Genomic DNA, 13243 nt, shown 5'->3' on the forward strand with positions numbered 1-13243 from the left:
CAAGGGAGCAGGGGAGCAGGAAAGAAGTTGCCAGTAAGTTTTTTCCCCTCCGCCCCTCTGCCTCTTTTCAACGCCCAATCTAAAATCCTAAAATCTTATGAGGTCAGGTTTCTATGAATTTAAATTCACAACCGATAAAACTGTTTTTAGTAGTAGCTTTTAGTTGTACAAGTTTATTAGTTAGCCTAACTCCAATACTGGCAAAACCAACTCCTAATCGCTCTGACGCTAAGACAACCCTTGCTCAAGCCACAACTTTTACTCAACCTCCAATTCCAGATAGCCCACCTCCTGGAGGTCGTGTTCGTGGTGGAGCAAAGCGCGGGGGGCCTAGTGGATGTCCTCCACCTAAAATTGACTTGACTGCTTTAGTGCCCTTTATTCAGGAAGCTAATTCAGTGATTAATGTCTGGGCACAAACAACAGTAGAACATCCAAGTTGGTTTTTCTATGTGCCATATACTAAAGATTCGCCATATACAGTTGAATTTGTGCTGCAAGATCCAGACGCTAATGAGGTATACAAAAAAGCGATCGCTTTATCGGATAAGCCCGGAGTTATCCGTGTTTCTTTGCCTAGCACTGCTCCCGGTTTAGCAGTAGATAAACAATATCGTTGGTTTTTCACCATTAATTGTGACAAGCAACAGAATGCTCCCCCAACTTTTGTTGAAGGGGTAATAAAACGAGTCAACCTCAGTCAAGCAACAGTCAAAGAAATAGAAACAGCAGAACCTCTAAAGCGCTATGCTATCTATGCTCAAAATGGGATATGGTACGAGGCATTGACGACGTTGGCGGAACTGCGTCAAAAAAATCCTCAAGATCCAGCCCTGAAATCAGAGTGGCAAAATTTGTTAAGCAGCATCCGCTTAAATGATGTTGCCGAAGAACCCATTCTTCCAGGAACACCTTAAACGCGGAAAATAATGTTTGGTTAAGCAAAAATTTTGATGTAGAGAGGTTGCAATACAACATCTCTACATAGGTGTTGTTTAGTTTGCAGCAGCACTTACTAAACCATTGTGCCTGAGCAAAGCGATCGTACTTGGTTCACGACCCCGGAAAGTTTTAAACACTTCCATTGGATGCTTGCTACCACCGAGTGCTAGCACCGTATCCCGATAACGCTGACCTGTAGCTTTTATAGCTTCCTCATTTTCAAACCCAGCTTCTTCAAAGGCGGCAAAAGCATCAGCACTAAGTACTTCAGCCCATTTATAACTGTAATAACCTGCTGCATAACCACCCTCAAAAATGTGCCCAAAAGAACACAATACTGAATCTTCTGGAAGTGGTGGTAAAACAGTAGTAGTCTTGGCTATGCGATGACGCACATCTGCTGGAGTTTCATTACTACCCGAACGATAGCGGTAGTGTAATTCTAAATCAACACTGCTAAGGTGAATTTGCCGTAACATACCAGTACCACTCATATAATTACGCGCCGCTAGCAGCTTTTGATAATAATGCTCTGGTAGGGCTTCTCCAGTTTTGTAATGTTTAGCCATGCCAAACAAAGTGGGTCGCTCATAACACCAGTTTTCCATAAACTGACTGGGTAGTTCCACTGCATCCCATTCTACATTATTAATACCTGCGGCTCCAGAATAGTCAACCTTGGTGAGCATGTGGTGCAATCCATGACCAAACTCGTGGAATAAAGTCTCTACTTCATAGAAAGTCATCAAACTCGGTTTGCCATCTACTGGGGGAGTTTGGTTACATATCAAATAAGCCACAGGCAACTGGATGGCAGTTGCACCATTTCCAGTTTTGGCACGATTGATGCATACATCCATCCAAGCACCACCGCGTTTTTCTGCTGGACGGCTATAGGGGTCTAAGTAGAAGTAAGCGATGGGAGAACCAGTTTCATCGGCTATTTTGAAATAACGGACATCCTCATGCCATACTGGGGCTTTACCATCGGCAGGGGTTACTGTAACACCAAATAGCCGCTTAACAAGTCCAAACAAGCCATCTAGCACTTGGGGAAGGGGAAAGTAGGGACGTAATTCTTCAGCGGTAAAGGCAAATTTTGCTTCTCGTTGGCGTTCTGCCCAAAAGCTGATGTCCCAATGTTTTAAATCTTGATATTCTTCTCCATAAAATGCAGCAAAAGCTTGGAGTTCTTTTAAGTCTTTGACAGCAGCATCATAACTGGCCTGGCGTAGTTCTTCTAATAGTGCTTCGACTGCCTCAACATTAGGAGCCATTTTACTTGCAAGGCTCAACTCGGCAAAACTTTTAAAGCCAAGTATATCTGCGAGTTCTTGCCGTAACTCCAAAATACGTACAATTAACGGGTTATTATCTAAATCGCCACTAGAAGCGCGAGTGATATGAGCTTTGTAGAGCTTTTGGCGCAAATCTCGACGGGTACTGTGTTGCATGAAAGGGCCGTAACTGGGAAAGTCTAAAGTAATGCGCCAAGGGCCATTTTCTGGTGTGGCATTCTCTTCTTTTGCCGCACGTGCAGCTTGGGCAGCTAAACTCACCAAACTTGGTGGTAAACCGTCAATTTCCGCTTTTGTAGTCAGGGTTAAGCTAAAGGCTTTCGTGGCATCAAGTACATGGTTAGAGAATTTAGTAGAAAGTTCTGCCAACTCCATCTGAATGGCGTTAAAACGCTCTCTTGCTTCTCCTTTTAAGCCAACACCAGAAAGTTCTGCATCTCGAATGGCGGCTTCTACAATGCGCTGTTGGGCTAATTCTAAAGTTGCCCAACTATCACTGCTACGGAGTGCCTTAAAAGCATTGTAGATGGGTTGGCTTTGACCGAGTTTGTTGATAAATTGTACAACTAGTGGCTGTACGATTTCATGAGCTTCGCGCAGTTCCGGGCTATTTTTAACACCCATTAAATGATTTACCACCCCCCAACTCCAGGTAAGCCGTTCTGTCAGCTTTTCTAAGGGTTCTACTAAACCAATCCAAGTCGGCTGTACGCAAGCCTCTAAGGTGGTAAGTTGCCGATCGAGTTCTGCTAGCAACTGATTGAAGGCTGGTACTACTCGTTCTGGTTTAATCTCTGCAAAGGGAGGTAAACCAGTACCTTGGAGTAAGGGATTATCGGAAATAATGGTACTTGCACTCATGGTTTTGTGTGAACTGCGAACGAAAAAAAATCATTGTTGATTTTTATTTATATATCTTCTAATGTAACGAGCGCTGTGCTATTTAGTATTGCCATTGTGTCAAAAAGGTAAAAAAAACGATAATTCCTCACAAAAGTATGCCGATAGGACTATTTTGTTTAGTTTATGAAGTTGCGATCGCATATAGTCGGTGCTTCGCATCGGTAGCAGGGTGCATTCACCCACTTCAACCTGACTAAAGGCGATCGCAAAAAGACACGATGGTGTAATATGTCAAACAGCTAACTCGTCCGTCAGCATGGGCGTTACCTGGAAAGCGCAGTTTCAGCCCAAGAATTCCACCTTTTCAAGGCGTGGAAGCATACAAATTAACTGAGCGTCAGCCAGTGTCCTTACCAAACCAAAAAGGAAGGCTCCATATTTCCATATTTATGATATTATTTGGCAACTCATCTTTTTACTCGTAAAATCGAAGACAAGATCAAGGTCAGTAGAAAAGAGTCCCTAAATTAATGAATACGTTAATCAGTCAGGGTGGAAGAGCTATCACTAAATTTCAGGTGGTAGACCGGATAAACGATATCGCGTGGCAAGCTCACCAAGGCAGCGTTGCGGCGATTATTCAGCTATTGAATGAAAAGCTAGCCCAGTCTTGTGTCAGAACTAGAGCCATTTTTTCTGATGGTGTCTTACAAATTCTGTGCGAGGCAGCTAAAGTAGAGCAACTAGAACAATCTTCCCTGGTAGAACAAATCCAGCAAATTCTTGAGTCTATCGCCCCGCGTCACATTCGCCGCGTCAAGATCAACAGTCGGATTGTTCGAGAACAACAATTGCTGTGGTTAAAAGAAATAGATAGCGATCGCGAGAATCAATTGCTTTGGTCACAGGAAATTACATTAATTCAGCCAAATATTGTAAAGCAATTAATTAAAGATTTCACAGAAGCTCAAGCTGAACTAGGAAAACCAAATTATCCTAAAACTCAAGTCTCTCGTCCTTTAGTACTCATTAACAAAGAAAAATCCAAAAATAAACCTAAAACAAAGATATTAGCAGCAGCTGGTTTATGCTCACTGTTGTTACTTAGTTGGGTTGTTTATGCCCAGCTAGGTAATAAACTGAAAAGCCTAATACAACCAGAAACTTCCAAATCTTTAACTACAGAAAATACTAATGATAGGAAAGCCCAAACACCATCTCGCGCTCCTAACAATAGCTTTTTTGAGCCATCTGACGATCCATTTCAAATATCTGTGCGAATTGCCAACCAAGCTTCTGCGTCTGGCAAAACAGCTACAACCTCAACTCAGTGGTTAGAGATTGCTGCTAAGTGGCAACGGGCTTCAGATTTAATGAGTACGGTACCACAAACCCACAGCCGTTATCAAGAAGCTAAGATTCGGACTCAACTTTATAAAAAATACAGTGAGGCGGCACAGAAAGAAGCTGATAAGAGCAAATCTTAGTTTTTTCTGATTGGAAGACTTCGATTAGTAATTAGTATTCCAGCAGTAGGCAATAGATTATTTACTTTACTTATCACGCTTCATCTAAGTGCGTAAAACAGATTTCAATGGCTAACGTTTTTCTTGGGGAATAGGAGTAAATTCCCCACTTGATAATATTAGTTGTACTACCGAATAGGCGCGAAAGGATTCTGGATAATACATATTTAATTTCTGAATATATATATAAATCGACCTTATTGCGAATAAAGTCGATTGAATCAAGCGGATTCATTCTGTGGTCAATCTAAAAGGTGTATATCCCCTAACTCAGGAGTTCTCCTGTTTCTTGCAGGGAGTGCAAGCGGCGGTAAATACCCTCGTGACGCAAGAGTTCATCGTGGCTACCCACTTCTACAATCTTTCCTTGCTCTAGAACGACAATTTTATCGGCTTCCCGGACTGTGCTTAAACGGTGGGCAATAATGATGGTGGTGCAAGTGCCCTGAATCGATCGCATCGCTAGCTGAATAGAACGCTCAGACTCATAATCTAAACTAGAGGTAGCTTCGTCAAAAATCAGCACGTCTGGTTCCACTAACAACGCCCTAGCAATTCCTAAGCGTTGTCTTTGTCCTCCCGATAACCTGACACCTCGTTCTCCCACGACAGTGTAATAACCTTGGGGTAAGTGCTGCACTACTTCATCGACTCTGGCAATTCTACAGGCTTCCTGAACCTGCTCCAAACTGGCATTCGTTTTGCCATAAGTCAGGTTATCCAAGATAGTACCGTTGAAAACGTCTACTTCTTGGTGAACGATCGCTAACCTTCGTCTATACTTACCTACATTCAAAGTGCGAATATCTTGACCATCAATCAGAATTTGACCTGCTTGAGGTTCAAAATACCGCAACAGTAATTTCACTAAAGTAGACTTACCAGAACCGGAACGCCCCACTAATGCCACTGTTTGGTATGGCTCAATTAACAAGCTGATATCTTGCAAAACTTGACGGTTGGCATCATATCCAAAACTAACGTGTGACAACTCAACTTTTCCAGTAAATTTATAAGGTGATTCTGTCTGGTTGCTCTCTTCTAAAAGACTAGCTGAATCAGATGCAGTTGGCTCTTGGAGAAATTCGTGAAACCGCAGCATCGCAGAATAACGACGAGCAAAAAGTTCTGCCAAATTGTTAATAGGTTCTAATTCGGCATAAGCCATGCTAGAAAGAGTTAAGGTCATGACAAAGTGACCGAGAGAAATTCTACCGTCTACGGTTGCTGCTAGAGTCAAACCCAGGATAGTAAATACGCAAAACTGAATTACAGTCCTTTGCCAAGTAGCCAGTTTTGTATAACCTTTGTGGACACGATACTCAACCACCATTAGTTCACGATCCAAACGTTGCTTTTGCCGCTTCAGTTCGTTTGCTTCTGTGGCAAATGCTTTCACCGTTTTGATGTTGGTAATCAGTTCAGAATTGCGACTTTCAGTATCCTCTCCATATTTATCCAGAATAGTTTCGTGCCAAATTAGCTGCTTTAAATCCTTCAAGCTAAAGCTAAGAATAACTACAAAGGAAATCAGATATAAAATCGCAATTCGCCACTCAATCACTAAGATAAAAACGAAAATTCCCAGCACCCGAACTAGTTTAGGAATCAACTGTCCAGCAATTTCGGGGTATGTAAAAGTGTGGTTAGTAAGACCTCTAGCTATTCTTCCAGCAATGCGTCCAGGATTATTTTGATCATAAAATTCTAGTGGGAGAGTGAGAATTTTTTCTATAGCTATTTGGGCTTTCTGCCGACGCAACCTTAAGGTTATATCCCAATGAAACCAATGGGTTAACCAGGGTTGTGTTGGCGCTCTCACTACGGTGACAACAAAAACTAAACCCAGTAATACACTCAAAGATAGAGTTTTTGTGACTGGATAATTAGTGATGTCTGAAAAAGTTGCGATCGCACTTTGAATTGGTTTATCCAAAGCTTGACCAGACAAAACGTTTAAAATCTGCCCGATCGCATAAGGAACAACTAAATCAATAATTTCGTAAATGCCGGATGCTGCGATACTAAAAACACTCAGCTTCCAATCAGAGCGAAAGTAATTGACAATATCTTGAAATTTGGCCATGATGCACACCGTCCAAGAGCGCGATCGTAAACTTGGAATTTATATACTACAAACGTACTACAAAATAGTCAAGAGCTAGATGACAAATCACTCTTTGGGAGTAGTTGCTAGTTCTTGAGGGAAAAATTCAAGGTGATAGCGGTAGAGAGCAACTGGTTGAGAATCAGCTTTAAAATAATCTGGATCTTGGGGTGAAAGATAGACAGCAGTAACTTGATCTGCCTCAATCGCCGGATTAGATGTTGGAAGTTTATGATAAGCCGTAGTAGATTCTACAGAGTTAAAATAGGGGCGTAAACCGCCTTTAAATAGTTGTTGAAACACTTCTGTGGTGATGAACTTGCCATTAGGGGTAGTTTCTGTGACCCGTGCAGTTACAATAGAAACTAGTTGGCGACTGCTACGCAAGAACGTAATTTGACGATTAGGTGAATCTGGATCTACTTTGACTAATAACACTGCTTCATCCCCTAAATAAGCTCTTGCCAAATTCAAACTATTAAATGCTCTATCTGCTAAAATGGGGGATTTGTAATCTCTCTGAGGAAATATTTTTAACCCAGCAATAGATGGTTGCTCTTTCACAAATCTTACTACAAAACTCACGGGCTGATTTAATTGTCGGCGATTACCTTCAAACCCTGGTGTTACAATCTCTGGTGCTAAAGGTGCAGCTAAATCTACTAAGGTACTTGTGACTTTCCAAGTACCAGCCATCCATTCAGGGTAAACTAAATCACCTGAAGTCGGTTGCACTGAAGTTAGTTTTTCCCATTGGGGAAAATTTGCTAATCTTTCAGATAACTCTCCTGCAAAAGCTTCACCACCCCACAATAGGAAAAAAAACAGCAAGCAAAAACTCCAAATTACCTTGATTACAAGCATTAACAGTTTTGTATTTAATGTTTATTATTTATCGATTAAAAATTAAAACTTTATAGTAAGATAATTAGCCCTATCCCGAATTTATAGTGATAGCATGACATTGGCATTAGGCATGATCGAAGTTTATGGCGTTCCCACTGCTGTGGAAGTGGGAGATGCTATGTGTAAAGCTGCCCGTGTAACCCTTGTTGGTTATGAAAACACTGATTTGGGACGAATTACCGTGTTAATTCGAGGAGTTATAGGCGAGGTGAATGTAGCAGTGACAGCAGGATTAAATGCAGTGCTGCAAGTTGACGGTGGCGAGGTACTTTCTTGTCATATTATTCCTCATCCCCACGAAAATTTAGAATATATTTTACCGATTCATCGCAGCGCTAATATTGAGCAGTTCAGTGCAGATATCCGATTTCCTCCACCCCTATCAGTTTAGTTGTATTAAATTTCTGCTGGTAAAAGTTCCCAAATTTCCCCATACTTCTCTTTTAGAGTTTTCCAAGCTTCCACTTGTCCTGGTTCATATTCTCCCGGTTTACCCCATTGTAAAAACAGGCTTAAAGCAGGCTCCTGTTTATCATCTAAAAACCGGATGGCATAGGTTGTAAAATTACCTCTTTTCGCTTCACCTGTTTCAAATTTAACCTGAGTGATTTTATCCATATTCAAGTGAAACTCAAAGCCTTCAGTATGCATATTCGCATATTTACCTTTAGGCAATTCTGCATAAAATAACTTTTCTACCTTACCCCGTGCTTCTAAAACAGCAGCGCTACTAGTAACAATTAAACGCAAAGTTCCAAGAGTCTCGCAAGCTTCTAAAAATTCTTTCAAAGTAGTACTCATAAATTGTTATCCTTTGTCAGTTTTTTAACTAATGACTAATGACTAATGATCAATGACTATTTTTCGTATTGTTCATAAGCAGCGACAATACGCTGAACTAGAGGATGGCGCACAACATCTCTTTGGGAAAATTCGCAAAAGGCAATGCCTTCAACGTGTTTTAAAATTTGTAAAGCCACTCCTAAACCTGATTGTTGATGAAGTGGTAAATCAGTTTGTGTCATGTCGCCTGTAATCACCATCCGCGAACGGAAACCCAAACGAGTCAAAACCATTTTCATCTGAGCGGGTGTAGTATTTTGAGCTTCATCGACAATTATAAAGGCGTTATTGAGAGTGCGTCCCCGCATATAGGCGAGTGGTGCAACTTCAATCACACCACGTTCCATTAAACTAGGTACTTTTTCTGGGTCGATGAATTCATAAATAGCATCGTAAAGTGGGCGAAGATAGGGATTAACTTTCTGCTGTAAATCTCCAGGCAAAAAACCAAGTTTTTCACCAGCTTCGACGGCAGGGCGAGTTAAAATTAGCTTTTCAACTTGGTTGGTAAGGAGTGCTTGCACGGCGACAACAACAGCGAGATAAGTTTTGCCGGTACCAGCAGGGCCAATTCCAAAGGTGAGATCGCGTTTACGGAGTGCGTCGATATATTGACGCTGGCGGAAGGTTTTGGCACGGACTTCTTCACCCCGGCGACTTTTGGCGAGGACATCTCGCTGTAAGTCTTGCAGTTCCCCTTGGCGATCGCTATCTATGGCTTGACGAGCTGTTAAAATATCGGCACTGGAAATAGTATTGCCTTTAATCCAGAGGTCTTCAAGCGATCGCACTAATCGAGAAGCCAGATCAATTTGCCCTTCAGTACCGGAAATTACTAATTCCTGCCCGCGTAGCACTAAGGTGGCTCCTGTTTGCCGAGATAAAATTTTGAGATTTTCTTCTCCATCGCCTGCAAGAGCGATCACACTGGTAATATTCGGCAGCTGAATTGTTAAGGCACCTGCCATAGTATTTCTTAATTGGTGAGGATCTGTATTTGACAAAGGTTAATTTTTTCTCGCTAATGGCGAAATTATGCTTTTATTACCTACATTTTGGAAAATTTTTGTAATAAATTAATCGGTTGTAGGGCGTAGAGCTTGCCATCATCCCCTAACCCCTTCTCCCATGTTGGAGAAGAGGAACTGGAGAATTTACTCCCATCTCCCAACATGGGAGAGGGGCTGGGGGTGAGGGCAAAACTCATGCACTCAGAAGATTTCATCTGAAGTTTACACCAATACAAAGCTGTACGCTCCCAATACAGTTCGGTTAACATATTTGTCTCTTGAAGATCCCTCCAACCCCCCTTAAAAAGGGGGGCTTTTTCTCCTCTTTACCCCCTTTTTAAGGGGGTCGCCGCAGGCGGGGGGATCTTATCCGAACCGTATTGTGTACGCTCCTACTGGTAAAGAGTTCAAAAAAAGATTTTTAAATCTTTTTGTTACTTTCCATCTTTATAAAAATTCTGAGCGGAGGTAACAACAACCGCTCAGATTTGCTGTCTAGTTTTAACCTAACGGAGGCGTGGTTTAACAATGGGTTTAGGCCCATCATTTGCACGCGGTTCTCTCTTAGTTGGCGGTGGCGATCGTTCTTCTGTCTCTTCATCAAAAGACATACCCTCGCGGCCTGGAGTGGTGCTGCCGTAGATATCCAGGTATGTTGATTGCCCAGCTGCGGCTGCGGCTGCGGCAATTACTGTACGAATCGCCTGAATATTGCGTCCCCCTCGGCCAAACACTTTTCCTTTATCTGTGCTTTCAAAGGCGATGCGAACCCAAACCCGGTTAAGGGCCTGAGAAATTTCACAATCGACGCTTAATGTCTCTGGAGATTCCAAAAACGGCTGCACCAAAAACCGAACCAGCTCAACATAGTTGGGGCTAGCTGTTGGGAGTTTTGTTCCGAAATTATGATGCGGCTGTTGCACTGACCTGCTCAAAAACATTAGCTTTTACTAGAATGCGACGAACGGTGTCAGTGGGTTGAGCGCCTTGTTGTAGTCGCTTGACGATACCGGGAACGTCTAGTCGCACTTCATCAGTTCTGGGATTATAAAAACCCAATTCTTCTAAGGGACGGCCATCGCGGCGAGCGAGGTTGTTAATGGCGACAATGCGGTAACTTGCTTCCCGCTTTTTACCGAATCTTTTCAAGCGCAGTTTGATCATGGTTGAAGAATCATTCTCTTGTTGTTAGATATTAGTTAGCAACTAATTGGTGAGGAAGTAACTTAAATCTGGCTGCTGCCGAGATATTGAGGGTTAGTTTCCTCTGCTGATAAATTCTGAGGTCGAAATGCTAATTTTAGCACTGCCTAGCATTTGCTGCTATTAGTCCTTTGTCATTGGTTAATGACTAAAGATTGCCAAAGCCTTTTTTCTTTTTATCTTTGGGTTTTTTCTTTTTCGTGGCTGGGGCACCATCATAACCTCGCCATCCGGGGGCTGGGGGACGATTACCAGCACCAGCAAAGGCGTTGCCCATACCGCCACCGCCGAACATTCCCGGCATTCCAGGGAAGCCACCTTGACCCATTTGCTGCATCAGCGATCGCATTTTTTGGAAATCACCCACCAATTTAGTCACATCTGACTCTCTATAGCCGGAGCCAGAAGCAATCCGCCGCCGCCGACTGGGAGAACTAGCTAATAAATCGGGGTCATGGCGTTCTTGGCGAGTCATGGAGTTAATCATCGCCTCACAGCGCTTTAACTGGGTTTCTCCTTGTTTGAGTTGATCGTCTGAAAGCTTGTTCATCCCTGGAATCATCTTGATCAAGCCTCCCAGAGAACCCATGTTCTTTAGCATCCGCAACTGCTTGAGAAAGTCAGTAAAGTCAAACTTTGCTGACAAAATTTTCTCCTGCATTTTCTCAGCATCGGCTAAGTCAAACTCTTCCTGGGCTTTTTCTACCAGGGTTAGCACATCGCCCATACCCAGAATCCGCGATGCCATGCGATCGGGATAAAACGGTTGCAGTGCCTCGACTTTTTCACCCACGCCCACAAATTTAATCGGCGCTCCCGAAATCTTTCGCACCGAAAGCGCAGCACCGCCACGGCTATCACCATCTAACTTGGTGAGAATCGCTCCAGTAATGCCAATCTGTTCATGGAAGGTGCGGGTAAGATTTGCGGCCTCTTGACCAGTCATCGCGTCCACCACCAACAGAGTTTCATGGGGTTGGACAGTCGCTTTGATGCGGGCTAATTCCGCCATCATATCTTCGTCAATTTGCAGGCGACCAGCAGTATCAATAATTACTGTGTTGACACCTTCTGCCCTAGCGCGTTCTACACCTTGTCGGGCAATTTCTACGGGATCGGCGTCGTTTCCTAGTTCAAATACTGGTACGTCAATTTGCTTACCCAACGTTACCAACTGGTCGATCGCTGCTGGGCGATATACGTCTGTCGCCACCAACAAGCAGCTACGCTCTAATTTTTTCAGATGTAAGGCTAACTTCGCGGTAGCTGTGGTTTTACCAGTACCTTGCAACCCAGCCATGAGAATAATAGTAGGCTGTTCCTGGGCTTCTGCGATGGGAACATTTTCTTCTCCCATCACCTGCACCAGTTCATCATGAACAATTTTGATGAACTGTTGGTCAGGTCGCACGCCGGTAATCACCTCGGCTCCCTGTGCCTTGGCTTCGACTTCGCTAATAAAATCTTTGACTACCTGGAGATTGACATCTGCTTCCAACAGGGCGCGGCGCACTTCGCGCAATGCATCTTGAATGTTGGATTGAGAAATTTTGTCCTGTCCCCGCAGTTTTTTCCAGGCGGATTCTAAACGGTCAGATAATGCATCAAACATAATGTAATTACAGGTAGTTCGCCAATGGAGAATTCTAAACCGCCGATGAATGCGATTTGGAATTTCCGCTAAAGTTTTAACGTGCTATCTACCAGCTTAGTATTTTTCACCGCGACTGTAGCAACCAGATACGGATTGGAGATTAGGAACTCTGATGATTGAATATTGGCTACTGCTGCGATCGCTAATTTGTAATATTATCAGTTAGGTAGCTACGCTAGCCAAGATGTCGCAGCAAATCAAAGTATACTCATACTCGATATACCACTCGTCAAATTCATATATTGGTATCGTTCTTGCCGAAAAAGCATTACAGGGTTTACCTGTTGATATTGAACGACGACCGATTTACATACCGAAGGAGCGTGGGATAAAGGTAGTTGACCTGCAAGGACGAAGTGAAAACGCCCTTTTATCGTCGTATCACAAAGAAGATTGTTTGCGGTGGGCGAAAAAGTACGGCATTGAAATTCGGCTCAAGGAACTTGAAGAATTTGGTAGGTGGGTCAAGCGCTGGGAGAAAATGAAGTTTGGTCGCGAAGAACTTCCTGCAAGAGCGTATTACGCTGCTTGTGGAACAGGGAAGGAGCATCTGCTTGATGCCGCGTTCTTTCGAGCGACGTACATTGACCTACTTGATGTCAACGATGAGTCTGTGATTAAGAAAGTTGCAAATGATGTCGGGTTGAATGGCGATCATATTCTTGAGTTAATCCACGGGGAAGCAGCTAAACAAGCAGCAATGGCAGCTTTGGCAGAATATGAGCAGTTTGGTTGTCCTGGAGTACCAACCTGGATAGTGGAAGGCGAGAGATTTTGGGGAAAGGATCGTGTCGATTGGGTAAGAGAAAAGGTAAAACAATTATGTAATACTGGCGTGACCAAAACAGTACTGAGTGCTGAGTAAAAAAGTGATAATTTTCTCAGTTTAACCTGTAAAAATCATCACTTTA

Annotated in this window: 13 protein-coding genes; 4 read left to right on the forward strand and 9 right to left on the reverse strand. The window is 43.0% G+C overall.

The genetic code is table 11. From position 1 onward, the window contains the following. The first annotated feature begins 113 nt into the window (after positions 1-113). On the forward strand, positions 114-917 hold the full coding sequence (locus V7K60_RS14530; protein ID WP_334926571.1) for a DUF928 domain-containing protein: 804 nt from the start codon (positions 114-116) through the stop codon (positions 915-917). 78 nt (positions 918-995) lie between these two features. Here V7K60_RS14530 and V7K60_RS14535 read toward each other — a convergent pair whose 3' ends face one another. Beyond that, positions 996-3101: a M3 family metallopeptidase gene (locus V7K60_RS14535; RefSeq protein WP_334926573.1), complete on the reverse strand. Its 2106-nt coding sequence runs from the start codon at positions 3099-3101 to the stop codon at positions 996-998. Between the two features lie 512 nt (positions 3102-3613). On the opposite strand from V7K60_RS14535, the gene V7K60_RS14540 reads away from it, so the two are divergent. Further along, positions 3614-4570: a hypothetical protein gene (locus tag V7K60_RS14540; protein WP_334926574.1), complete on the forward strand. Its 957-nt coding sequence runs from the start codon at positions 3614-3616 to the stop codon at positions 4568-4570. A 304-nt stretch (positions 4571-4874) separates the two neighbouring features. Here the strand turns inward: V7K60_RS14540 and V7K60_RS14545 are convergent, their stop codons facing one another. Beyond that, positions 4875-6695: an ABC transporter ATP-binding protein gene (locus tag V7K60_RS14545; RefSeq protein WP_334926576.1), complete on the reverse strand. Its 1821-nt coding sequence runs from the start codon at positions 6693-6695 to the stop codon at positions 4875-4877. An 87-nt stretch (positions 6696-6782) separates the two neighbouring features. Then, positions 6783-7580 (reverse strand): DUF6816 family protein, encoded by a 798-nt coding sequence (locus tag V7K60_RS14550; RefSeq protein WP_334926578.1) that lies wholly within the window; start codon positions 7578-7580, stop codon positions 6783-6785. A 94-nt stretch (positions 7581-7674) separates the two neighbouring features. Here V7K60_RS14550 and V7K60_RS14555 point away from each other — a divergent pair, with 94 nt between their 5' ends. Then, on the forward strand, positions 7675-8013 hold the full coding sequence (locus V7K60_RS14555; protein ID WP_334926580.1) for a carbon dioxide-concentrating mechanism protein CcmK: 339 nt from the start codon (positions 7675-7677) through the stop codon (positions 8011-8013). A 5-nt stretch (positions 8014-8018) separates the two neighbouring features. On the opposite strand, the gene V7K60_RS14560 is transcribed toward V7K60_RS14555, so the two are convergent. The 6 genes from V7K60_RS14560 to ffh all read right to left on the reverse strand — a co-directional run bounded on the left by V7K60_RS14560 (position 8019) and on the right by ffh (position 12290). Then, positions 8019-8423: a ChuX/HutX family heme-like substrate-binding protein gene (locus tag V7K60_RS14560; protein ID WP_334926581.1), complete on the reverse strand. Its 405-nt coding sequence runs from the start codon at positions 8421-8423 to the stop codon at positions 8019-8021. Positions 8424-8479: 56 nt separating this feature from the next. Next, positions 8480-9433, reverse strand: a complete 954-nt coding sequence (locus tag V7K60_RS14565; RefSeq protein ID WP_334926583.1) for a PhoH family protein — start codon at positions 9431-9433, stop codon at positions 8480-8482. An 80-nt stretch (positions 9434-9513) separates the two neighbouring features. After that, the gene (locus V7K60_RS14570) at positions 9514-9744 is read right to left on the reverse strand and encodes a hypothetical protein (RefSeq protein WP_334926585.1); all 231 of its coding nucleotides are present in this window, start codon (positions 9742-9744) and stop codon (positions 9514-9516) included. A gap of 237 nt (positions 9745-9981) precedes the next feature. Then, positions 9982-10416 carry a KH domain-containing protein gene (locus V7K60_RS14575; RefSeq protein ID WP_292735743.1) on the reverse strand — a complete coding sequence of 145 codons (435 nt, stop codon included), beginning with the start codon at positions 10414-10416 and terminating at the stop codon, positions 9982-9984. Continuing rightward, positions 10379-10639: a 30S ribosomal protein S16 gene (rpsP, locus tag V7K60_RS14580; RefSeq protein ID WP_012409382.1), complete on the reverse strand. Its 261-nt coding sequence runs from the start codon at positions 10637-10639 to the stop codon at positions 10379-10381. Before rpsP ends, V7K60_RS14575 begins: the two co-directional genes overlap by 38 nt. Positions 10640-10826: 187 nt before the next feature. Next, positions 10827-12290: a signal recognition particle protein gene (ffh, locus tag V7K60_RS14585; protein ID WP_334926587.1), complete on the reverse strand. Its 1464-nt coding sequence runs from the start codon at positions 12288-12290 to the stop codon at positions 10827-10829. A 226-nt stretch (positions 12291-12516) separates the two neighbouring features. On the opposite strand from ffh, the gene V7K60_RS14590 reads away from it, so the two are divergent. After that, complete coding sequence (locus V7K60_RS14590; protein ID WP_334926588.1) at positions 12517-13197, forward strand: DsbA family protein; 681 nt, start codon at positions 12517-12519, stop codon at positions 13195-13197. Positions 13198-13243: the final 46 nt, after the last annotated feature.

Source organism: Nostoc sp. (genome assembly GCF_036917555.1).
In the GTDB taxonomy this organism is placed as follows: Bacteria; Cyanobacteriota; Cyanobacteriia; order Cyanobacteriales; family Nostocaceae; genus Nostoc.